The organism is Nocardia sp. NPDC051750 (assembly GCF_044453135.1).
In the GTDB taxonomy this organism is placed as follows: domain Bacteria; phylum Actinomycetota; class Actinomycetes; order Mycobacteriales; family Mycobacteriaceae; genus Nocardia.
In genome coordinates, this window is sequence record NZ_JBITCK010000002.1 from 922,620 (window position 1) to 947,199 (window position 24,580).

At 70.3% G+C, this 24,580-nt stretch carries 8 protein-coding genes; all 8 read right to left on the minus strand.

All coding sequences use genetic code 11. The features are described from left to right. The 8 genes from ACIA75_RS11720 to ACIA75_RS11755 are packed head-to-tail and all read right to left on the minus strand — an operon-like array spanning position 1 to position 24,553. On the minus strand, positions 1-8,901 hold the full coding sequence (locus tag ACIA75_RS11720) for an amino acid adenylation domain-containing protein (protein WP_397102710.1): 8,901 nt from the start codon (positions 8,899-8,901) through the stop codon (positions 1-3). Next, positions 8,898-14,090: an amino acid adenylation domain-containing protein gene (locus ACIA75_RS11725; RefSeq protein WP_397102712.1), complete on the minus strand. Its 5,193-nt coding sequence runs from the start codon at positions 14,088-14,090 to the stop codon at positions 8,898-8,900. Before ACIA75_RS11725 ends, ACIA75_RS11720 begins: the two co-directional genes overlap by 4 nt. Continuing rightward, positions 14,077-14,919: a 3-hydroxyacyl-CoA dehydrogenase family protein gene (locus ACIA75_RS11730; protein ID WP_397102714.1), complete on the minus strand. Its 843-nt coding sequence runs from the start codon at positions 14,917-14,919 to the stop codon at positions 14,077-14,079. Before ACIA75_RS11730 ends, ACIA75_RS11725 begins: the two co-directional genes overlap by 14 nt. Further along, positions 14,916-19,265 carry a condensation domain-containing protein gene (locus ACIA75_RS11735; protein ID WP_397102716.1) on the minus strand — a complete coding sequence of 1,450 codons (4,350 nt, stop codon included), beginning with the start codon at positions 19,263-19,265 and terminating at the stop codon, positions 14,916-14,918. The genes ACIA75_RS11730 and ACIA75_RS11735 overlap by 4 nt, the downstream gene beginning before the upstream one ends. Then, positions 19,262-22,099, minus strand: a complete 2,838-nt coding sequence (locus ACIA75_RS11740; RefSeq protein WP_397102718.1) for an amino acid adenylation domain-containing protein — start codon at positions 22,097-22,099, stop codon at positions 19,262-19,264. Before ACIA75_RS11740 ends, ACIA75_RS11735 begins: the two co-directional genes overlap by 4 nt. Further along, positions 22,096-23,082: a 3-oxoacyl-ACP synthase gene (locus ACIA75_RS11745; protein WP_397102720.1), complete on the minus strand. Its 987-nt coding sequence runs from the start codon at positions 23,080-23,082 to the stop codon at positions 22,096-22,098. The genes ACIA75_RS11740 and ACIA75_RS11745 overlap by 4 nt, the downstream gene beginning before the upstream one ends. After that, entirely contained in the window at positions 23,079-24,191 is a 1,113-nt protein-coding gene (locus ACIA75_RS11750; protein ID WP_397102722.1) for an acyl-CoA dehydrogenase family protein, read from the minus strand. The genes ACIA75_RS11745 and ACIA75_RS11750 overlap by 4 nt, the downstream gene beginning before the upstream one ends. After that, the gene (locus ACIA75_RS11755) at positions 24,188-24,553 is read right to left on the minus strand and encodes an acyl carrier protein (RefSeq protein WP_397102724.1); all 366 of its coding nucleotides are present in this window, start codon (positions 24,551-24,553) and stop codon (positions 24,188-24,190) included. Before ACIA75_RS11755 ends, ACIA75_RS11750 begins: the two co-directional genes overlap by 4 nt. Positions 24,554-24,580 lie beyond the last annotated feature (27 nt).

The window sequence follows — 24,580 nt, forward strand, 5'->3', positions numbered from 1 at the left end:
CTACGCTTCACGGTCGGCGGCGGTAGCCCGGCCGGCGTCCGACCCGAGCGGTGCGTCGACGTCGGCACAGAGGACCGGTATCAGCTCGTGGATTCGGGCGGCGAGTGCCTCGACGGTCGAGTGGTCGAACAGTTCGGTCGCGTAGATCAGCTCGCCGCTGATCCCGGCCGGCCGGCGGTCGGTGTCGTAGCTGTCGCGCAGCTGCAACAGCAGTTCGAACTCGGTGTGCCGGAGGGGGAGCGCTCTCTCGCGGACCGTCGCGGAGCCGAAGGGATGGTCCGTGGCGATATCGCGGTAGAAGGTCGACATGATCTGGAACAGCGGGTGGTGGTGCCGGGATCGCCGTGGCTTCAGCTGGGCCACCAGCCGGTCGAAGGGGAACTCCTTGTGCTCGGTGGCGCCGGCCAGACGGTCCCGCAGCTGGACCACCAGGTCGCGGAAGGTCGGGGCGGCTGCCGTCTGCGCCCGAATCACCGCGGTGTGCACCGCACAGCCGATCATGGTGTCGAGCGATTCGTGATCACGGCCGCTGACCGCTACACCTATCGGAATATCCTGTCCGGCACCGAATTCGGTGAGTGCGCAGACGAACGCGGCGTGCAGGACCAGGTACGTGCTCGCCGAGCAATCCTGCGCTGCCCGGGTGATCGTCCGATGTGTTCTGGCGTCGAAGCTCAGCGGCACACCGGCGGCGCGGTCTTCCGTCCGCTGGGTACGAGGGTGGTCGGTGGGCAGTACCGGCGCCTGGGGTATTCCGGCGAGTTCGGTGAGCCAGTAGCGGGCCTGGGCGGCGGCGCGGGTATCCGGGTCGGATTCGGGACCCATCCAGTCGCGCAATCCCAGCGTGTAGTCCGCGAACTGCACGGCGGGCGCGGGCCATTCCGGTGCGTGGCCCGCGGCGCGGGCGGTGTAGGCGAATCCGAAATCCTGGGACAGGCCCACCAGGGATTCGACGTCTCCGGCGATATGGTGCAGGACGAAGACGAAGATATGCCGGGTATCGCTCAGCCGGAACACTGTGACGCGCAGCGGTATCTCCACCTGCAGGTCGAAACCCCGGGTGAGTTCCGCGGTCAGCGCCGCCTCGAGATCTTCCGGGGTGCAGGGCTGCACTCGTAACGGCACCGCGCTGTCCGGGTCGTCCGCCGCGGGGGCGGGCAGTATCCGCTGAACCGGGGCGGTATCGGTGTACGGCAGGACGGTGCGCAGAATCTCGTGCCGGATGAGCAGATCCGCGAGGGCCGCCCGCAGCGCTACCAGGTCCAGGGGGCCGGTGATTTCACCCGCCAGGGGGAGCAGGTAACCGGGGGCTCCGTCGGACAGATAGTTGATGGTCCACAACCGCTGCTGGGCGGGGGTCAGCGGAATCGGTTGTGACGGAGGCCGATTCGTGGCCGGTATCGGCCCACGTCGCGGCGGCCGGGCCGGTGACGACGGGTCGGCACCGGCGTCGGACGCCGGTTGTCCGGCCAGATCGGCCAGAGCTGCCACCGTCGACGCCTCGAAGATATCGCGCACCGATAGTGCGGTACCGAATGCGGTGTTCACCGCGTCGACCAGGCGGATCGCGGACAGCGAATCACCGCCCAAGTCGAAGAAATCGTCGTCGGCGCCCACCTCGTCCAGTGCCAGCACTTCTGCCACCGCCGCTGCCACCAGCTGCTGGGACCCGGTTGCGGCGCCGCCGGACGAGTCCCGCCAGGGCTGCGGCAGGGCCGCGATATCGACCTTGCCGTTCGTGGTGAGGGGCAGTTCACCGATCGGCACGATCGCGGCCGGCACCAGATAGGAGGGCAGGGACCGGGCCAGCCGGGTGCGCAAGACCGCCGGGTCGGGCTGCCCACTGCGGGCCACCACGTACGCGACGAGCGTTTTCCCGATTCTCCCCGGCCGGACGGTGACCACCGCCGCCGCGATATCCGGCTGCTGGAGGAGTGCGGCCTCGACCTCACCCGGTTCGACCCGGTATCCGTTGACCTTCTGCTGGCGATCGGCCCGGCCCAGGAAATGCAGGCGGCCTTCCCGGTCCCAGGTGCCGATATCGCCGGTGCGGTACATGATCGAACCGGGGCGGCCGTGCGGGTCGGCGACGAATCGTGCCGCGGTGAGCCCGGGTTCCCGCAGATAGTTCGCGGCCACACCGGCGCCGGACAGATAGATTTCTCCGCCGACTCCGGGCGATACCGGTCGCAGCGCCGTATCCAGCACCGCGACCCCGGTGTTGTCGGCCGGGATGCCGATCGGGACGGGGCGGTCCTGCGGGATTCCGGGCGGAATCCGATGGGCGAGCGCGAAGGCGGTGGCCTCGACCGGCCCGTACAGGTTCGTGACCGCGATATCCGGTGCCGCGGCGCGGATTCGGGCCACCGCTGCGGGCGCCAGCACATCGCCGATCGCCGCGATATCGCGCACCTGGCCGAGTTCGGCGGGGATGGCCTCGGCCAGCACCTGGAACAGCCCGGCGGAGAGCAGCAGCGAGGTGACCGATGCGCGGCCGAGTACCCGGCGGTAGTCCGCGGCGTCGAGCGGCCCGGGCCGGGCGATGGCCACGCTGTATCCGTTCAGCAGCGGCAGCCACAGCTCGTATACCACCATGTCCCAGGTGTAGGGGGAGTGCAGCAGGAAGCGGGTGTGTTCCCGATCCCGGCCAATCGAATCCAGTGCGCGCGCAACGATATTGCGATGGGTGATACTCACCCCTTTCGGGGTCCCGGTCGAGCCGGAGGTGAACATCAGCCAGGCCGTCGCCGCGGCGGGCACGGAGCTTCCGGGGTTCGTCCGGGGTAGCTGCGGGTCGGTGCCCGCGACCGATTCCGGGTCGCGCAGCACCAGTTCGGCTCCTGTGTGCCGCAGTAACCAGTCGACCCGCTCGGGCGGGTATCCCTCGTGGATGGGCAGGCATACCGCGCCCAGTTTCAGCACCGCGAGGAAGGCGACGACCAGTTCCGGTGAGCGCGGCAGCGCGATCCCGACCGGTGTCCCCACCCCGACTCCCGATCGGGCCAGCAGGTGGGCAGTGCGATTCGCGCGCGCGTCGAGCTCTCCGTAACTGATCTCGGTGCCGTTGTGCCACAGCGCTACTCGATCGGCATACTCCACAGCGACCTTTTCGAACAGGTCGGGCACCGACATCTCCGGAATCTCCCGATCCGGTCCCCGGCCCGGCATCTCGGGCACCGGCAGTCGCAGCCGGCCCACCGGTCGATCCGGGTGCTCCGCCACCTCGTCGCACAGCCGGGTCAGCACGGACCGGATCTCCGCGGCTGTCCCGAACCAGTCCAGCAGTTGCGGGCGAACCGCCAGGCGGAAGGTCAGCACCGGCTCTGGGAACACCGTCACCGCCAGCGGGAAGTGCGTGCGGTCGCGATGTTCGGCGTCCGTGACCGAGAAATCCGCCGCCGGGTCGGTGAAGGTCGCGGTGTCGATCGGATAGTTCTCGAAGATCAACGCGGTGTCGAACAGTTCACCGGCCGTATCGAGAATTTCGCTCAGGCCGAGATGGTCGTGTTCGAGCAGCGAGATCCGCTGGGCCTGGATCCGGGCCGCCAACTCCAGTACGGAAATTCCCTGATCGATCCGGACCCGCAGCGGGACGGTGTTCATCAGCATGCCGACGACCTGCTCGGAATCGAAACCGGTATCGCGGCCGGACACCGTGACACCGAACAGCACCTCGCGGCTACCGGTCAGATATTCGAGTACCAGCGCCCACACCGCTTGCACCAGTGAGTTCAGTGTCAGGCCGTGGGCCGCGGCCGCTTCGGCGAGCGCGGCGGACGTCGCGGGATCCAGGGAGAACCGATGGAGGTCGGCGGGTTCGGCCGGGCCGCCGCGGGTACGGCCGACCCTGGTCGGTTCGGCATTCCGCAGCAACTCCTTCCACGCCTGCCGGGCCGCTGTGCGATCCCGGCCGGCGGTGCGGGCGAGCACCTCACGGTAGGCGGGTGGCGGCCCGAGTGGGATCCGGTGATAGACCTGGAATATCTCGCGCAGGAACACCTGGGTGGACCAGCCGTCGAGCAGGGCGTGGTGGAAGCTGAACACCAGCCGCCAGGAACCGGGCTCCACCGGTACCAGGGTCACCCGGAATACCGGTGCCACCCGTACATCCAGCGCGCGCAGGTCCTCTCGGGCCAGTCGTTCCACCGTTTCCCCGGCCACCGGACCGGCGGTCTCGACCACCCGGAACGGTACCGGTGTCTCCGCGGGCACCACGAGGATCGGCCGGTCGGTGCCGTGCACGGTGAACGCGCCGGTGAGGTGCGGATGCCGGTGCAGGACGGTCGCGGCGGCGCGGCGCAGCCGGTCCGGATCGATCGCACCGCGCAGGGTGAGCAGGATCTGCACGGCATACGGATCGGATTCGGTCTCGTACAGCGTGTGGAACAGCATGCCCGCCTGCATCGGGGTGGCGGGCAGCAGATCACGCAGCGCACCGTGCTGTTCGCCGAGCCGGGCCAGCGTGCCCGCGTCGAGGCGTACCAGCGGGAAATCCGACGGGTCGTACCCGCCCTCGGCGGGGCCGCTGTGATGGGTGACGAAAGCGGTTAGCACGGTGATCCACAGGTGCGCGAGTTCGTCCACGTCGGATCGCTCGAACACCTCGCCCGGCCAGGCCCATTGCGAGACGAGAGCACCCGAGGGGTCGATATGGACCTGGATGTCCAGTTCATACAGAATTGCCGCGTCCGGCCCCCGGGCGCTGCCCGCGGCGTCGAGTTCGGCCGAGCCCGGGACATCGAACCGGCCCAGGTAGTTGAATCCGATCGGCGCCACGGCGTCGATCCGGCCTTCGCGGTACAGCAGCCCGTAGCCGATACCACCGTCCGGCACCGCACGTAACCGTTCCCGTACCTGCCGCACGGCCTCGGCGAGTGTCCCGCCGTCGGCCACCATCCGGTCCCAGTCCGCGACCGCGGTATCCATGGGGACGGGATGGACAACGGTGAACCAGCCGACTGTGCGGGACGTGTCCAGGTCCGGCACCGTATCGCGGCCGTGCCCCTCGATATCGACCAGCACCGGGTCAGTGCTACGCCAGCGAGTGAGGGCCACCGACAGCGCGGTGAGGAGGATTTCGGTGATCCCGGTGCGGAACCGGAGAGGTACCGCGGTGAGCAGTGTCCGGGTCGCCTCCGCGTCGAGCCCGGCGGCGACGGCAACGACATCGGCCATCCGGTCGAGCATCGGATCGAGTGGACGCAGGCCGATCGTGCTGGTGGCGGCGTCCGTGGTGCGCAGCCACCACTGCACCTCGGATTCCGGGATTTCCCGCTGCGCCAGGGTGTTCGACCACGTTCGCAGCGAGGCCGGTACCGGGTGGAGCTCGTACCCGGCGAGTGCCCGGGCGAGATCGGGGAGCAGGATCTGCCAGGAGACATGGTCCACGACCAGGTGATGGATCACCAGCAGCAGCACCGCATCCTCGGGTTCGTCGACGACGACGGCCTGCACCATCACACCGTCCCGCGGCAGCAGCCGGCGGTGCGAGGCGAGACGTTCGATCTCCCGCTGCGCGGTACCCCCGCCGGACTGCACCCGCCGGAATACGGTGTCCACGCGCACCGCACCGGGTTCCGGGATCACCACCTGCCACTGGTCGTGCGGTGTCCACTCGGCGCGCATCCGCAGCGCATCGTGGTGGTCGAGCAATGTTTGGAGCGCGGTGAGCAGCCGGGGTTCGGTGACGGCGGCGGGGAGCCGGATCACGACGTACTGGGCGAAATCGTCGGTGACCACACCGGCGCGGCCGAATCGGTCCATGATCGGGGTGGCCGGCATCGCACCGCAGGCCGCGCCGGCGTCCTCCGCCGCGGCGGTTTCGGACACCGGTACCGCGAGCGCGGCGACCGCGCGGACGGACTGGTGTTCGAACACATCCTTCGCGGTGATCACCAGCCCGGCGGTCCGCGCGAGGTTCACCAGCCGGATCGCCAGGATACTGTCACCGCCGACGGCGAAGAACCGGTCGTCGAAACCGAAGTCGGTACGGCCGAGTACCTCGGCGAACAGCCGGTGCACGGTGATCTCGCGTTCGGTGCCGGCCAGGTCGGGTTCGCCGGCCGGGGCGCCGGTGCCGATCGCCAGCAGGCGCCGTTCGTCGAGTTTGCCGTTACCGGTCAGCGGCAGCTCGGCGACCCCGACGACCGCGGCGGGCACCGCATGCGCGGCAAGCCCGGCCGCCACGCGGTCCCGGATCACCGCGGGGTCCAGCTCCGACACCACATATGCGATCAGCCGGGCGCGGTCGTCGACCAGGACGGCGGCGGCGGAGACCTCGGGAAGCGCGCACAGCGCCGCCTCGACCTCGCCACGTTCGATCCGGAACCCGCGGATCTTCACCTGCCGGTCGGCCCGGCCGAGATATTCCAGAACACCGTCGATCCGGCGGGCCCTGTCGCCGCTGCGGTACATCACGGCACCGGGCGGTCCGGCGGGATCGGCGACGAAACGTGCCGCGGTGAGTTCTCGCCTGTTCAGATATCCGGTGGCCACACCGGGACCGCCGATATAGATCTCGCCCGGTATTCCCGGTGGTACCGGGCGCAAGGCGGCATCCAGCACAGACACCCGCAGATCGGGCATTGCCCGCCCGATCCGGTTCGCGTGCGCGTGCGGGCCCGAGAGGTACCCGGTGCTCAGCACGGTGGTCTCGGTGGCGCCGTACACATCGACCACCGCGTGACCGGGATACCGTGCGTACCAGGCCGCTATCCGGTGCGGTTCGATCGCTTCGCCGCCGAGGAGCACCCAGCGCAGCGCGAGATCGCCGGCGTCGCGCTCGGCGTCGGCGTCCACCAGCATGCCGAAAGCGGACGGTGTCTGGTTCAGCACGGTGACCCGCTCGTCGGCAAGCAATGTCCGGAAATCCGCGGGCGACCGGGCGATATCGCGATCGACCACCACCAGCCGCCCGCCGAACAGCAATGCGCCCCAGATCTCCCAGACCGAGAAGTCGAAGGCGATCGAATGAAACAATGTCCACACATCAGCTGGTCCGAAACCGAACCAGTTGTCGGTGGTGGTGAACAGGCGGACGACGTTCGCGTGGGTGACCACGACCCCTTTGGGTTTTCCGGTGGAACCCGAGGTGTAGATCACGTACGCGGGGTCCGCGGGTCGCACGGCGCGCACCGGCCCGGCCGCCGGGGGCGTGGCCGGTTCGTCGTCGACGGCCAGCACCGGGACCGTGCCGCCCGGCAGCAGCGTCTCGGACGTGGTGAGGATCAGGGCCGGTGCGCAATCGTCGAGTACCGACCGGATTCGTTCGGGCGGGTCGGCGGGGTCGACGGGAACATACGCCGCACCCGTTTTCAGAACCGCGAGGATGGCGACCACCATGTCCACTGACCGCGGCAGCGCCAGCACGACGTAGGCGCCCGGCCCGGCACCCGCCGCGGCGGCCCGACGGGCCAGCAGATCGGAGCGTTCGTCCAGTTCGCGGTAGGTCAGTGTGCCGGCGCCGAAGGTGAGCGCCGGGTCCGTCGCATGGGATCCGGCGGTGTGCGCGAACCAGGAAACCAGCGTGGTCGTGGCCGTCACCGATGCCACGGGCCGGTCCGCCGGCACGGTACGAACCGGGGCGACAGCTTCCGGGCTCCGCGGCAGCGTGGTGGCCGGTTCGTCTGCGCCGCCGGCGGTATCGAGACGCAGTCCACCGAGAGTGAGGTCGTCGGGGGCGTGGGCGAGGGCGCGCAATGCGGCACAGAGCCGGTCGTGCTGCGCGGCGAGGTCGCTCTCCCGGAAGCGGGCCGTACTGCTGTCCAGCGCTATCCGCAGCCGCGGCTCGCCTTCGTACACGCTGAGGGTGAAATCGTCGGTGCGCCCGGCGGACATATCGTGCAGCGTCGCCGGATAGGCGCCGAATTCCACCGCCCGCTGCCGGGGCAGGATATTCACCACCGGGCCCACCAGGCGCCGCTCGCCGCCGGCCGCGGACAGATCGGCGAACATATCGGCGAGCCGATAGCGCTGGTGGCGCAGCGCTATCAGCGAGTCCGCCCGGACGGTCCGCGCCAGGTCGGCCACCCGGCCGGCGGGGTCGAGCTCGAGCCGGAGAGGAACGACATTGGCGGTCATCCCGAGGGCGTTACGGGACCGCTTCGCCGGCACGGTGAGCCCGAGCACCATCGTGCGCGCGCCGGTGTCGGCGTGCAGCAGGGCGGCGGCCGCCGTGAGCACCAGCGCCGGCCAGCCGGCCGTCCACCGGTCACCGGCCGCACGCAGGGCCTGCCAGTCGGCCGCGGCGAGATCGCCGGTGTAACGCGGATAGCCGACCGCGCCGGCCCCGGCGGGGCCTTCGGCGAACATCGGTGCCTCCGGCATCTCCCGCAGCCGTGCCGACCAGTACTCCCGATCGGCCCGGAACCGTTGCGAGGCGCGGTAGCGGGTATCTTCCTCGACCAGCGTCTGCACTCGGTCGAACAGTCCGTCAGCGGGTGCCGTCCCGGCGGCGTACGCGGTGTAGACCGCGGCGACCCGCCGCAACAGCGCCATGAATGCGGCACCGTCGAGCACGATGTGGTGCGCGCGCAGGAACCACAGGTAGCCTGCCTCGCCCACCTCGATCAGTTGCTGGTCGAACAAGGGCACGGCGCCGAGGTCGAAGGGACGGTCCAGTTCGGCGGTCAGCGCGTGCTCGGCGGCGGCCACGGAGTCGAACCGCCGGTGGGGCAGTGGCCAATCGGTGAGCTCGTCGACGATCTGGGTATCGCCCGCTATCCGCACGCGCAGCGTCTCGGAGCCCGCGACGACCGCCCGCAACGCGCGTTCGAACAGCTCGGGATCGATACGCCCGTGGATGTGGACGTACCCGCCGACAACCAGCCGGGACCGGGTGGTGTCGAGTTCATGTGCCAGCCAGATCTCCTGCTGGGCGGCGGTCAGCGGCCAGGTGGTCACCGCGGATTCCTTCCGTGCTCGTTCAGCGTCGATGGATCCGCCGCGGGTGCCGTATCGGCCGGCCGCCATTCCCCCACGGCTGCCGCCGGATTCGTGCCGATCGCCGTCAGAGCCGCGCCGAACCGGTCGAGGAGCGCGCGCACGGCTCCCGCGGCGAACCCGTCCGGCCAGTGACTCGCGACGATCCGGATGCGGTTGTCCGCACCGACTCGTGGTACCGGTCCCACCCCCGACCACACCGACAACGCGAGCGGGAAATGGGTGGCCTCATGGGATTCGAATCCCGTCACCGAGAGACCGTCGATGCTCGCCTCCGCGGCGAGGCCGGGATCGAACGGATAGGACTCGAAAACCAGGAGGGTATCGAACAGTTCCTGGTGGGCACCGGCGGCGCAGGACTGGATATCGGCAAGGCCGAGGTGGTGGTGTGCGGTGAGTTCGGCCTGTTCGTGCTGTAGCCGGGTGAGCAGCGCCGCCATCGATTCGACCGGGTCGAGCCGTACCCGCACCGCGACGGTGTTGATGAACAGGCCGACCATGGTCTCGACACCCGGCAGGTCCGGTGGGCGACCGGAGACGGTGGCGCCGAAGACGATATCGCCGCGGCCGGTGTGCTCGCCGAGGACGAGTGCCCACGCCGCCTGGACCACGGTGTTCACGGTGACCCCCTGATCGGCGGCGGTCGCGGCGATCCCTCGGCTGGTGTCCTCGGAGAGCAGGATCGTCTCCTCGAGCGGGAGCGCGCCCGGCGGTGCGGGCTCGGCCGGCGCGGCGAGCAGTGTCGGCACCACGTCTGCGAAAGCGGTACGCCAAGCCCGCTCCGCGGCGGTCGGCTCCCAGCCCGTCAGCCAGCGCAGGTAATCGCGGTAGGACGGTCGCGGCGGGGCCGGGTGCCGATCGCCCCCGGCGTAGTGGGTCAGCAGATCCTGCATGAGCAGCGGGACCGACCAGCCGTCGAAAACGATGTGGTGACTGGTCACCACGAGTTTCGCATGCTCGTCACCGAACCGGATGAGGGTGAAGCGGATCAGCGGTGGCCGGGTCAGATCGAACCGGGCGCTGCGGTCGGCGGCCAGCAGTGACCCGATATCGCTGTCGGGTTCCACGTCGAGTTCGGACCACGGCAGCGAGACCGCCGCGAGCACTACCGCGATCGGTGTCCCGGAGTCGTCGGCGTGGAAGGCGGTGCGCAGGCTCGGATGTGCCGCGAGCACCGCGCGGGCGGCAGCCCGCAAGCGGCCGGAGTCGAGGGTGCCGGTGAGCGTGATCACCAGTTGGAGCACATAGGGATCGACCGACCGGCCGGAGTACACCGCGTGATAGAACAGGCCGGCCTGCATGGGGCCCAGTGGCCAGATGTCGACCAGCCCGGGATACCGTCGTTCCCACCGCTCGATATCCGGCTGCCCGACCCGCACCAGCGGGAAATCGGACGGCGTATGCCCGCCGCGTGCGGTACCGGCATGGTCGGCCAGCAGCCCCAGTACGGTGTCGAACCGGTGGACGAATTCGTCGCCCGCTGCCCGGTCGAGCAGGCTCTCCGGATACCCGATGGTGGCGTGCAAGCGCCCGGCGACCACGATGATGTCCAGTTCGAGCGCCCCCGCGGCCGGCATATCGGGATCCGGGGTGCGCGGCAGTTCGCCCGCATCACCGACCGGAATCCAGCCGAGACCGGCCAGTTCGCCGGGGATCGCCGAGGCGGCGACAGCGCCCAGGTAGTTGAAGACGATCTGTCCCGGCTCCGCGGCCGGGAGGGCCGGCGCCGTCTCGGGGTTCAGGTACCGCAGCAGGCCGTATCCGACGCCGCGGTCCGGCACCGACCGCAGCTGTTCCTTGACCGCCTTGACAGCGCGCCCGAGGCTTTCGCCACCGGCTGCCGCTTCGGCGATATCGATTCCGGAGAGCCGGAACCGGACCGGATACAGGGCGGTGAACCAGCCGACGGTCCGGGAGAGATCGGCACCCGGGGCGATATCCGGTTCCCGGCCGTGCCCTTCCAGGCGCACCAGCACCTCGTCTCGGGGCCGCCATGCCGCGACCGCGAGAACCAATGCGGTCAGCAGAATCTCGTTCGCACCGGTGTGGTACCGCTCGGCGAGTGTGGATATCACCGCGGCCGTGCGTTTCTCGTCGAGTTCGACGGTGGAGTAGCGCATGGTGGCGGCAAGATCGCGGGCCGGGTCGAACGGCCGGTCGGCCAGCGGCGGATCGGCCGGGCCGGCGACCTCACGCCAGTAGTCCAGTTCCGCGGTCCGCCCGGCCCGCCGTGCCTCCGTCGCCAGCGCATGCGTCCAGCGCCGCATGGAGGTCGCCACGGGCGGCAGCTGCGGTTGCCGACCCGCCGCGACCTGCGCCCAGGCAGCGATGAGGTCGGGCACCAGGATCCGCCACGAGACACCGTCCACCGCGATATGGTGTGCGACCACGATCAACCGGCCGGTCTCGTTCGCCGTCGGCGTTTCCGGCTCGAGCCAGACGAACCGCAGTACCGCGCCCGCACCCGGATCGAGCCGGCCCAGCGCGGTGTCGAAGGCCTCGGCGACCGACGCTGTGCGGGTGCGCTCGTCCGTCCCGGCAGCGATTCCCACCCGGTCGATCAGGTCCTCGGCCCGGACCGAACCCGGCGGATCGGCGAACAACCGCCACTGCCCGCCCGCGTCCCGGTACAGCCGGGAGCGGAGCATATCGTGGCGTTCCAGCACCGCCGAGAGCGTGGCGGTCAACTGTCCGGCGGTGATACCCGCCGGCAGTTCCAGCATCAGGGCCTGCACAAACCGGCGCCAGCCACCGCCGCGCTGCACCAGATACGCTGCCGCCGGCGGCAGCGGCATTTCGCCGATACCGCCCCCGGCCAGCTCCGCGAGCACGGGTACGGCCGCGGTTCCCGCGGCGGCAGCGGCCAGCGCGGCGGGGGTGCGGTGCTCGAAGACCTGCTGAGCGGTGATCGCGATACCGTGACTTTTGGCGCGCGCCACCAGCAGGATCGACATGATGCTGTCGCCGCCGAGGGCGAAGAACGAGTCGTCGGCGCCGATTCGCTCCCGGCCCAGAATTTCGGCGTAGACCCCGGCCAGCGTTTCCGCCACCGGGTCCTGCGGCGCACGGTAGGTCGTCTCCTCCACCACCGGTGCCGGTAGTGCGCTCCGGTCGAGCTTGCCCGCGGTGGTCGACGGCAGCGAATCGAGCACGGTCAGCGTATGCGGCCGGAGTGAGCCGGGCACACGGCCGGCCAGTCCGGCTCGTACGGCGCCGATCTCGATCCGATATCCGGGTGCGGCGACGAGATAGCCGTGCAGCCGGTCGGCGTCGGCGACCACCACGGCCGCGCCCACCGTCTCGTCGGCCAGCAGCGCTGCTTCGATCTCCGCCGGTTCGATCCGCAGACCGTGCAACTTGATCTGAAAATCGTTGCGGCCCAGATACTCCAGCTCACCGGCGCGGCGGCGCACAATATCGCCGGTACGGTACATCCGCGTCCCGTGCGGAGCGTACGGATCGGCGACGAATCGGCCGGCGGTCTCGGCCGGGCGGTCCGGGTACCCGCGGGCGAGCGCGACGCCCACCAGGTACAGCTCGCCGGCGACCCCGTCCGGCACCGGCCGCAGTGCGGCGTCGAGTACCCGGCACCCGGCATTGTGGATCGGCGTCCCGATCGGGACCGTACCCGTGTCACCGGCGCGTACCCGGTGTGCGGTCACCGCGATACAGGCTTCGGTAGGCCCGTAGAGGTTGACCACCTCGGCCGGCCCGGTGGCACACCACTGGGCCAGGTCGCGCGGAAACGCTTCACCGGCCACCAGCACCCGGCGGACTTCGGGCGGTAGCTGCTCGGTCTCCCGGAAAACTCGCAGCATGGTGGGTACGAAATGCACTGTGGTGACGGCGAACCGGCGCATCAGCCCGGCGAGCTCCCCGGGCCCGAGATCGCCGGTCGGCGGGATCACCAGCTGCGCACCGGACTGCAACGGCCACAACAGTTCCCACAGCGATACGTCGAAGGTGACCGGTGTCTTCTGCAGCACCGTATCGGCCGCGCCGAGCGCGAATCTGCGTTGTACCCAGGCCAGATGGTTGCCGAGTGCGGCATGGTCGACCCCGACGCCTTTGGGCTGCCCCGAGGAACCGGAGGTGAACATGACATACGCGAGGTTGTCACCGCGGACCGTGATCGCCGGGTCGGCGGTCTTCTCCCCGGCGGACAACCGGTCCAGCAGGTCGAGATGCGCCGCTTCCAGTACCCGGACGGCGGGCTCACCGGGCCGGGCGAGCCCGGGTAGTGCCATGGGGCGCGCGGTGACGAGCATCCGGTCACGCCGAGGCTCGGGAAGGTCGGGGGCGAGGGGGAGAAATGCCGCACCGGCCTTCAGGATCGCGTGGACCGCGACGATCCCGGCGAGCGATCGGGGTGCGGTCAGTGCGATCACGGTCTCCGGTCCGGCGCCGGCCCGGATCAACCACCGCGCCCACCGGTTTGCCCGGGCATCGAGTTCGGCGTAGGAGAGCGCGTCGCCCGCGGCGGTGCGGACGGCAGGCGACGCCGGGGAGCGCAGCACCGTCTCCCGGAAACCCTCGAGCACAGTGCGCGCGTGGGGTTCGTCGTCAGCCGAATCAGGTGCCGGTGCGCTGTCTCCCGTACCCGTGACGGGCACTGTCACGCCGCCCACCCCACGCGCCGGCTCGGCGACGAGGCGTTCGAACAGGCGCACGAACTCCTGCGCCGGGCCGGGGACTGCGATACTCCACTGCCCGTCGAGGTATTCGGCGGACAGCGCCCAGTGTCGGTCCGCTCGGCCGGCCCACCGGTCGTCGGTCTCGTCCCGGAATCTGTGCCGGCGGGCCCGGCGCCACCCGGCACCGACCTCCCGCACCAGCGCCGCGAAGCTCGTGTACGCACTGACGCGCACCCGAACCGGGGTGCGTACGGACCCCTCGAGATGCGCGACGATCAGTTCCGTGGCACCGCCCAGTCGCTGCCCGTACACCGCCAGCCCGGCCAGCACGACCGCGGCGGCCCCGCCTCCCGAACGGGCCAGCCGCGCGACATCACCCGATTCCGGAAGCGCGAGCACGATCCGGCCGGTCGGGGCGACGGCGGGTTCCTCCGGCCGCGGCGCGTCGCGGAGATGGTCTGCCCAGTACGCACGGTCCGCGGAGTCGTCGCGCCCCCGGGTATCAGCGGTAGTCATGGAAACCCTGTCCTGTCTTCCGGCCGTAATGTCCCGCCGCGACCAGCGCGGTGAGCGCGGGCGGCGGGGTGTAGCGGTCGTCGCCCAGTTCCGTACGCAGGACGGTCAGCGTGTCGGCCACGTTGTCGAGCCCGATGAGGTCCGCGGTGCGCAAAGGGCCGGTGGGATGACCGAGGCAGCCCTCGAACAAGGCGTCGACGGTCGCCGCGCGCACACCGTCGTCCAGCGCGGTCGCGGCCTCGACGATCGACAGCATGAGCACCCGGTTGATCACGAATCCCGGCCGGTCCCCGACAACGATGCCGGTCTTACCCATTTCGCCGACCACAGTCAGCGCCAGAGCCATTGCGGCGGAGGATGTTCGGTCGCCGCGCACGACCTCCACCGTGCCGGTGAGCGGCGCGGGGTTCATGATGTGCAGGCCGAGTACCCGTTCGGGGTGCGCCGCCACGGCGGCGAGCCGGGCGACGGGGATCGCGGACGTGCAGGTGGCCAGCACGGTGCCGGCCGCGCAGACCCGCCCGAGTTCGGCGAACACGCTGGTTTTGCGGGCGATGTCCTCGGTCACGCATTCGATGACGAACTCCGCGTCGTGCAGTGCCGCGAGATCCGTTGTCCACGCCACCCGGTCCGGCGCCGCGGTGAGCGCGGCGCGGTCGCCGCGGCCGAGCAGCAGGGCGAGGCGCACGGCCTGCCGCAGGGAGTTCTGCGCGCGTACCAGGGCGTCGTCGTCGTTGTCGACGACCAGCACCCGGTGCCCCGCCACCGCGAGACACTGCGCGATACCGGTGCCCATGGTGCCCGCGCCGATCACACCGGTGGCTCTCATCGCGCCATCACCTCGAATACCGGGGCGGCGGGATCGTCGGACCAGGCGGTGAGCAGCCGGATCAGATCGGCCGCCATATCGTCCGCGGTGTCCCGGTCGAACAATTCGGGCGCGTAGCCGAGCGTGAACTCCGGCCGGCCGTCACCACCCACCGACCAGGTCAGCGCGAGTTCGGTCGCGGTACCGGCGCCGGGTAGCGCACCGAACCAGACAGGTGGGGCGGCCCCGTTCGCCGTACCCGGTTGCGCCGCCCGGACCGCACGTGCCCTGGCGACCAGCTCGGCGCCGCCGGGTTCGTCGGAGATATCGATCGTCATCGTTTCCGGCCGTTCGCCTCCGGCACCCACCACTCCCAGCGACACCTCGTCGCGGCCGGAGTACCAGGCCAGCAGGCTCACCCAGGCCGCGAGCACGGTGGCCTCGTCGACCGTGTCCGGGAGCGGACCCGTCACCCGGTCGATCCCGTACCCGCCCGGTCGCCGCGGCCGGTCGGTGGAAACGCCCGACCCCGGCCCGGCTGCTCCGTTCGCTGCCGCCGTCCCGGCGGTTTCCGCGTCCGTCACCGGCGTGCCGGGCGCGTCCGCGTCACGGAGCAGTGCACCGACCGCCGGCGCGGTAGCGGTCACCATCAGTGACAGCACGGACAGGTAGGTCGCGATCAGGCGCTCAACCGTCTGCCTGGTGAACAACTCGGTACTGAACTCCACACAGGCGCCGATATCGTGCGCCGGGCCCCGGGCGTTCGCGTAGGTGATCAGGGTCAGATCGAATTTCGCGGTCCCCGCCGGCAATCCACCGAAGGCATTCGCCGGGGTGTGGTCGGTATCGAAATCGGAGCCGGCGGAATCGGTCAGGGGTGCGAACTCCGGGATCTCCTGATGCACGTACATCACGTCGAACACGGGGGTCCGGTCCAGATCGCGCTGGTCGCCGAGTGCGTTCACCACCCGCTCGAACGGGATCTCCTGATTCTCCAGTGCGCCCAGCACGACGGCCCGCACGTCGGTCAGCAGCTCGGTCAGCGGCATATCGCCGGACAGGCGAGCACGCAGCGCCACCGTGCTGTTGAAGAATCCGAGCATTCCTTCGAGTTCGCGCCGGTTGCGGCCGGAAGTCGGTGTGCCGACGACGATATCGCGCTGTCCGCTGTGCCGGGCCAAGGTCAGATACAGGCCGGTCAACAGCACCACGAACAGGGATACCGATTCGCGGCGGGCCAGCGCCCGCAGCTCGGTCAGCAGTGCGGCGGGCAGGGTGAACGGCAACAGGTCGCCGGTGAAGCCCTTGCGTGCGGGACGCGGGAAATCGGTGGGCAGCTCCAGCCGCGGGGCGCCGGACAGCGTCCGGGTCCAGTAGTCGAGTTCGTGCTCCAGTGCCGAACTCGCCAGCAGCTGCCGCTGCCAGCGCGCGTAGTCGCGGTAGCGGAACGGCAGGGGGGCGAGGCGGTGCGGGCGCCCCTCGGTGCGGGCCGCGTAGAGTTCCGGGAGCTCCCGGGCCAGGATCACCGGGGTGGCGCCGTCGGTCACCATGTGGTGGCAGGTGATCTGCAGGACGTGATCGCCGGGCCCGAGGGTGATCAGCGATACGCGCAGCAGCGGGTCGGCCGCCAGATCGAAGGGCGCCGCGGCGGCGGCCCGGACCAGTTCCCGGGCGGCAGCCACCGGGTCCGGCCGATCGGCGACGTCCACCACGTGGAAGAAATCGCCGAGATCGGCGCGAACCCGCAGCTCGGGCAGGCCATCGGGGGCTTCGATGTTGTACCGCAGCGATTCGTGCCGTTCGGCGAGATCGGCGAAGACACCGCGTAGTGCGTCGATATCGAGGTCGCCGTGCAGCCGGTTCACATACGGGTAGTTGTAGAGCGTCGTCCCGGGATCGAACTGGTGGTGGAACCACATCCGTTCCTGCCCGAACGAGAGCACCGGTTCGTCGTGCGCGACCAGTTCGGGCACCGCCGGGCGGTGCGCCGGACGCGGGCCGGCCACGAGCAGCTCGGCGAAATCAGCCACTTTCGGGTGCTCGTAGACGTCGAGCAGTTTGGGCCGGAATCCGTACGCCTCCTCGACCCTGTCCACCAGTTGCACGGCGATGAGCGAGTTGCCACCCAGCTCGAAATAGTCTGCGCCGTGTTCTATCTCGGTATCGGTGTGCAGGAGTTCGCGCAGTGTCGCCCGCAGCCAGCTCCGTGGATCCGAGGTCTCGTGGGCGGCGGACCGCTGCACCGGCGGGGCCGGCCGGTCACTGCCCGGTAGATCGATCCAGCACCGGGTTCGCCGTAGCGGGTGGCCGGGCAGCCGAATTCTGCGACCGCCACCGGGTTGCAGTGCCGCCCAGTCGAGATCGACGCCGCGCACGTACAGGGCGGCGAGCAGGTGCAGCGGTTCGGTGGCGCAGACGATATCGAGATCGTCACCGCAGTGTTCGCGCAACAGTGCCGAGAGACGTCCGCCCGCACCGGGTTCACAGAACACCACCGGCCCGGCATCGCGCAGCGAATTCGCCGCCGCGGCGAGCCGTTCGGCGTCGACCGTGTACTCGGTCGCGGCGATCTCGGCCGCGGACACCGCCACCGCGGAACCGAGCAGGTGGCGCGCGGCATAACGGGAGGTTCCCGCGCTGAGAACGGCCGCGAACTCGATACCGCACCGGCGCAGTTCACGATGCAGCGCCAGCTGAGCCGCGAGGATCTCGGCGGTGGGCCCTTCGGCGGGTAGCTCTTCCGGTAGCGGATCCGTGTCTTCCAGCGCAGGCACCGTATCGGGAGCCAGGAGCAGGGCCACTCGGGGCGCGGCCCCCGGCGGCTTCTCCTCCGGCGTCCGACCGGCCCGCCCGGCGAGTTCATGCACCAGTTCCTCGGTGCTGCGGACCACCGCCGCGAATCGGTGCGCGTACCCGCAGCGGCCCTGGTTCAACGTGAACGCCACATCGTCGAGGGCATGGCCGCCATCGCGCAGCGCTTCGGCGAGTGTGTCGCAGAGTTCGGTCAGCGCGTCCGCGGACCGAGCCGAGACCCGTACCAGCCGGGCGCCCGGATCCGGCTCCTCGGACGCGGTGGTGTCCGGGCCGGGTGGCGGTTCGGCCAGCACACAGTGCGCGTTCGCGCCACCGAGGCTGAACGAGCTGACGCCTGCCAGCCGCGGCGCCGGGCCGGCGGGCCAGGGCCGGGTCGCGATCAGCACCTCGATCCCGGCCGCCGTGAGATCGAGTGCATCGGTCGGCCGCTCGAAATGCAGGGACCGGTACAACTGCCCGTGGGCGAGGCCGAGTACCGCCTTGACCAGTCCGGCGATCCCGGCCGCATGATCGAGGTGCCCGATATTGGTCTTCACCGAGCCGATCGGCAGTGGTCCGGTTCGCCCGGTGCCGAATACCGCCGCGATACCTTCCAGTTCCACCGCATCGCCCAGCCGAGTGCCGGAACCGTGGGCCTCCAGGTACCCGGCCGTTGCCGGAGCCACCCCGGCCTGCCGCCACGCCCGCTCGATCACCCGCTGCTGTGCGGGCGCGCTCGGTGCGCTGATGGTCGCGGCGGTATGCCCGCTGTGCAGGGTGGCGCTCCCCGCGATCACCGCGTACACCGCCGCTCCCTCGGCGCGCGCCCGCCCCAGGGTGGTCAGCAGCAGGGCGGCCCCGCCTTCACCCCCGGCGGCGCCGTCGGCCGCGGCGTCGAAGGCCCGGCAGCGACCCGTCGGCGAGACGATCTCGGAGAAGAGCCCCGGACCGGTGGTTCGCGCGCCGCCGGAGGCAACCCGGATACCGCCCGTCAGCGCGTATTCCGCGTCACCGGAACGCAATTCACGGCACGCCTGATGCACCGCGATCATCGACGCGTTGCAGCCGCTGTCCACCCCGTAAACGGGGCCGCTCAGTCCGAGCAGATGAGCGATGCGGGCGGGAGTGCCGAAACCGAGATTGCCGAGCATGCCCAGCGGCCCGGAGTCGGCGACCATCCCGTGGTAGGCGGGGGTGGGGGAGCTGAACACCACCGCGGTCTCGGACTTGCGCAGGTCGTCCAGCGCATATCCCGCATCCTCGACGGCCCGGTAGGCGAGTTCCACTGCCATCCGCTGCTGCGGATCCATCACCTCGGCCTCGCGGCGGGACAATCCGAAGAAGGCATGGTCGAAACCGTGCACCTCGGCGAGATGCCCCATCGGCATGAAGTCCGCGGGGTCGCCGAGTCCGGTGGCGGCGCTGCGGGCGGCCGGCATCGGGCCGACACTGTCGCGGCCGCCCGCGAGGTTTGCATGGAACCGGTCCGGATCGTCGGCGTCCGGGAAGCGCACGGCGAGGCCGATCACGGCGATATCGTTGTCACGGTAGGTGTACACGGGTGCTCCGCTCACAGTTCGAACGCCTGCGGCGTCGGGGTTCGGTCCTCGGTATTCCGGGAGGTGTCCGCCGCGGCGGCCTGCACCGTGGTGGCCTGCGCTTCGATGGTCGCCAGATCGAACAGCCGTCCCACCCGGATCGCACCCGGCCACCGTGCCTCCAGGGCCAGGTGCAGGCGCACGATCAGGTGCGAATCGCCGCCGATGTCCAGGAAACTGTCTGTCCGTTCGAAATCGTTGTGTCCCAACAGTTCCTGCCAGATCGCGGCCAGCTCCTGTTCGGTCTCCGTCCAGCCGTCCCGGGATATCGGCGCGGCGACCGGAGCCTCACCCGCCCATGCCCGCAGCGCCGCGTCGTCCCGTTTGGTACTCGCCGTGGCGATCGGGATCGCCTCGACGAATCGGAACCGGTGCGGTATCGCCTGGGGTACGAGACCGCCGCGGCAGTGGGCGATGAGTTCCCGGGCGGGGGGTGGATCGGTATCCGCCGCAACCACACAGAACGCCGTGAGCCGAACCGCGTCGTCGGAGCCCGCGAAGTCGATCACGGCGGCTTCCCGGATCGCCGGATGGGTCTCGAGGACAGCCTCCACACCCGCCCGCTCGACCCGGACCCCGCGCACTTTCACCTGCCCGTCCACCCGGCCGCGGAACTCGATCACGCCGTCACTGCCGCGCACCGCGACATCCCCGGTCCGGTACATCCGGGCCCCTGGTTCGGCCGTGAACGGATCGGGCAGGAAAACACCGGCGGTGAGCGCGGGGCGGGCCGCGTACCCGGGCACCACCTGGGCACCGCCGAGGTAGAGCTCACCGGGGGTATCCGGGGCAGCCGGCCGCAGCATCGGGTCGAGCACGTAGGCGGCCGCCCCACGCATCGCGGTACCGATCGGCACCGGTCCGCGCGGTATCCCCTGCACGTCGTAGGCGATACAGGTGACGGTCGCCTCGGTGGGCCCGTACTCGTTGACGAACCCGGTCTCCGGCAGCAACTCCCGGTGGCGCGCGACCACACTCGCCGGGACCGCTTCACCGGCGAGCGCGACCTGACGCAGGACGTTGCGCAACCCGGTGAGCCCGGGAAGCAGCAGCCGGTACATCGACGGCGTGGCCGCCAGATGCGTCGGCCGCCATCGCGCGGCGAGCTCGGTCAGCGCGGTGACGTTCCCGAGTGTCGCGGCATCGGGCAGGACATTGGTCGCCCCGACGGTCAGGCCCCAGGCGAACACCATCAGCCAGCCGTCCCACAGCAGCCGCAAGGCCGCGAAGGTCACCGGTTCGCCGCCGCGGTGATCGTAGTCGCGGGCGGTGATCATGGCGGCCAGGTTCGCGCGGGAGACGATGACCGCCTTGGGAATTCCGGTGGAACCCGAGGTCGTGATCACGTAGGCCGGTGCGGTGTCCGGAACCGTGGCGGGCAGCTCCGCCCGCACCTGCTCCGGGCCGCGGATGTCGACCGTCGTCAGCTGTTCCGGCAGCCCTGCCGCCGGGCCGGCGACCACGGCCACCCCGCAGCCGAGTTCGTCCACCAGGGCCGTCAGGGTTGCCGCCGAATGGTCTGGTTCCGCGATCCACCAGGCCGCGCCTGCCCGCAGCACCCCGAGCGCGGCGGTCAGCGCCTCCAGGGTCTGCGGCAGATGGACCAAGACGACGGTGCCCGGCCGGACCCCCGCGGCCACCAGCCGCCGGGCCAGCGCGGTCGTGGTCTCGTCGAGTTCGCGATAGGTGAGCCGCCGGTCGCCGACCACCACCGCGGTGCGGTCGGGCACCCGATGGACCTGACCGAACAACGCGAGCGGCAGGTCGGCCGCCGTGGTCTCGCCGGCCACCCGGACATGCGAGGCGGGCGGGGGCCGATGCGCCGGATCATGGACGAGCAGCAGGTGATCGCCGTCCGTGGCGTCCACGGTGAAACCGGCGAACCGCAGCGTCACCAGCATGATCCGGTTCGCCGGGGTGGTGACGAACTCCGCTGTCGGCCGCAGCCCCGCCGTCCGCGACCGCTCGATCAGGAACCGGAGGAACGGCCCACCCACCCCGCGCGACATCACCCGGCACGACATCAGGGTCAGCAGCAGTACCGAATCGGTGCCGCGGCGCCGGGTCACCGCCAGGCCGATGGTCCCGTATTCGCCGAAGCGGTCCCGCAGGTCCGCGACGAGCACCTCGTATTCCGGCGATCGGCTCAGTTCCCGCAGTTCGGCGAGATCGAAGGTGCGTCCGGTCGTGTTGAGCTGATGCGTGCGGACGGTCAGTTCGTACGCCCGGTCCAGGTCCGCCGCGGTAGCGCGCCGCACGGTCAGCACCAGATCGAGCGAGGCCAGGAAATCCGCGTCGGAGCCGACGAATTCGTTCTCACCGGTGCGACGCGCGCGTTCGACGCGGTAATAGTCACGGCGATGGCGAGCTTCCGCGGTGATCACCTCGGGCACGAATTCCGGTAGCCCCGGCAGTTCGGCGATCTGTTCGGCCGAATAACAGCGCACCTGGGGCAGCGCGGCGGCGACCTCGGCGCGTTCGACCGGGTCGTTGTCCACGAACGCGACTGTGTCCAGGCCGATCCCCAGTGATTCAGCGATCTCCCGCACCGCGACGGATTTCGCGCCCCAGCCCACCGTGATCGCCGAGAACAGGTCCTCGATCCCGTGCCGGCGCAGATGTCCGGTCGCGACGTCGAGTTCGCCCCGGCTGGCGATGGCGTGCAGAATCCCGCGTTCGTCCAGTACCCGCAGACTCTCCAGCGCCGCCGAATTCGGCTCGGGCCGGTCGTTTTCCAGCACCACCCCGTCCCAGACCGTATCGTCGAGATCCCACACCAGGCATTTCACAGGCTCGGGCCGGTCGGTCATCCCGCCACATCCGTTCTCCGCAGCACCGCCGTGCTCCACGCCGCGACCGGGCTGCTGTTCAACAGCAGTGCCGTAGCGCCGGGCGGCAACGTCTCGGCGGCATCGTCCAGATTGATCAGTACGTCCACCGGACCGAGATGTCCGTAGCGGACCAGGTTGTCCCCGCAGCAGGGGTGGATCGGCCGGCCGAGCGCCTCCGACCAGAACGCGAAGGCCCCTGCGGACAGGTTCTGCATCAGAATCGCCGAAACAACTTCGGGGAGAAGACCGTTGCGAGCGAGGAGTTCGGCATTGAGTGCGGCGAACCGTTTACTGCTGTCCACCGCGAGCCGGAAACTGTACGTCGATTCGTCGGCGCATTCCTCGACCCAGCGCTCGCTGGGAACATCCCGGTAGTCGATGCGGAACAGGTCGGAGTACTGCCCGTCGCTGCGCACCGCGATGTCGACCAGCTCGTATCGTCCGGCCGCGGTATCGCCGGTGAGCACGACCGCGGCCGCACCGTCGCCGAGGACGGTCATCGGGCTGCGATAACGGGCCGGGGTCGGCGTCCGGGCCACGGCCACCAGCAGCACGGTGCGGCAGCGCGGATCCCCGCACAGCAGCGCCGCCGCCAACCGCAGCGCCGCCGACACCGAAACACATCCGAGCTCGCCCACCCCGGTGACGAAAGCGCGACCGGCACCGAGTCGATGCTGCAGCCGGGTGGCCTCGGAAGCCAGCAGGTACTGCGGTGCCCGTCCCTGGACGAGGATCAGCGCGTCGAGCGCGCCGGGGTCGATTCCGGCGCGTTCCAGCGCCCCGCGCGCGGCGGGTTCGGCCAGATCCACCTCGCTCGCCCCGGTGGCGCAACGCACCCGGTCGATCCCGAGCGACAGTGCGTGTTCACGCTGCCGCGCCGGCAACCCGGCGAGTTCGGGTAGATCCGGTACCCGGATTTCGTGCTCCGGGAACCACGCGGTCACCGGTCCGATCCCGATCACGCGTCGTCCTTCTCTCGTGTCAGCCGAGTGAGCAAGTGTTCCCCCAGATGCAATTCCGCGATATCGCGTGAACCCTCGATGATCTGCGCGACCTGCGCGTCCCGGGCGAAGCGCTGCACCGGGTTGTCGGCCGCGCAGCCGGCGGCACCGAGTATCCGCACCGCTTCCGCTCCGACCCGGGCCGCCGTCTCGGCGGCCGCGTACTTGGCGGCGACCGTCGCCATCACGGCCTCCGCCCCGGCCGCGACACGGGCCTGAGCGGCGCGTTCACACAGTGCCTGCGCGGATTCCACATCCACCCAGGCACGCCCCAGCGCAGCCCGGATCGTCGCGTGCTCGCTGAGCGGAGTACCGCCCTGAGTGCGTTCGGCCGCGTGCCGCGCCGCCGCGTGCAGGCAGGCGCGGGCCATTCCGGCGCAACCCCACGCCACGGTGTACCGGCCGTGGTCCAGCGCGGTACCCAGCACATGACTGAGGCCGAAACCCGGTGGGGCGATGAGCTGGTTGCGCGGTACCCGGGCGCCGTCCAGGGTGATGTGCGCGAGCCGCGCGCCACGCATCCCGAGCTGGCCGGTCACCGGTTCCACCACGACGCCGGGTTGATCGGTGCGGACGAGCGCGCTCACCAGCCCGCCCTCCGCGCGGCCCAGCACCAGCAGCACATCGGCCACCGCGCCGAAACTCACCCAGAGCTTGCGGCCGGTGACCCGCAGGCCGGGCCCGTCGTCTTCGAATTTCGCGACAACACTGCGTAATTCGGTCCCCGCGCCCGGCTCCGTGGCCGCCAAACCGGCGACGAGTTCCCCGGACACCAGCCGCGGCAGCCAGTACGCCCGCTGCTCAGCGGTCGCCCAGCGATCCACTGCCGCGCTCACCATGGCACCCACGGTGAGCAGGCTGCGCAGCGAGGTACACACCCCGCCGAGCCGGGCCGCGAGCTGTCCCAGTTCGTAGGGGCCGAGCCCGCGCCCACCCCACTCCGGCGACCGGTCCGGGCCGAGAATCCCGGCCCGGGCGGCAGCACCGATGACCTCCTCGGGCAGACCGGTCCGATCCCATTCCGTGGCATTCTCCCGGGCCATCGCTACCAGCCCGTCGAGCTCGCTCATCGTTCCCCGGCCTGCTTACGCATGACGAAGGCGGCCAGCCGGCCGGCGGAGCGGAAGTTGTCGAGATCCAGATCCTCGACCTCCACCGTGAGCCCGTACGTCTGCTCCACATGGGCGACAATTTCCAGTGCCCGTAGGGAATTCACCAACCCCAACTCGAAAATATCGTCGTCGGGCTGTACTTCGGTTCCGGTCATCGCACTGAAAAACCGGCGCAACTGCTCTGCTGGATCTGGATGGGAACGATTACCACTGGCCTTGCCTGGGTCGTGCACCCGTTGATCGGACCACCCTGCACACCGAGCCCTCAAGCCCCCTCTTCCTAGGCCCCTTCTTTCTAGGGCCAGCCCCGCCAGTGGCACCGGGGCGCCGATACTGCCCGGTTGTCT

What these genes read in the sequence shown, in the direction of transcription:
- ACIA75_RS11740 (WP_397102718.1), bottom strand. Translation starts at nt 22,099, where the DNA reads ATGACCGACCGGCCCGAGCCTGTGAAATGCCTGGTGTGGGATCTCGAC.
- ACIA75_RS11730 (WP_397102714.1), bottom strand. Translation starts at nt 14,919, where the DNA reads ATGAGAGCCACCGGTGTGATCGGCGCGGGCACCATGGGCACCGGTATC.
- ACIA75_RS11750 (WP_397102722.1), bottom strand. Translation starts at nt 24,191, where the DNA reads ATGAGCGAGCTCGACGGGCTGGTAGCGATGGCCCGGGAGAATGCCACG.
- ACIA75_RS11725 (WP_397102712.1), bottom strand. Translation starts at nt 14,090, where the DNA reads ATGACTACCGCTGATACCCGGGGGCGCGACGACTCCGCGGACCGTGCG.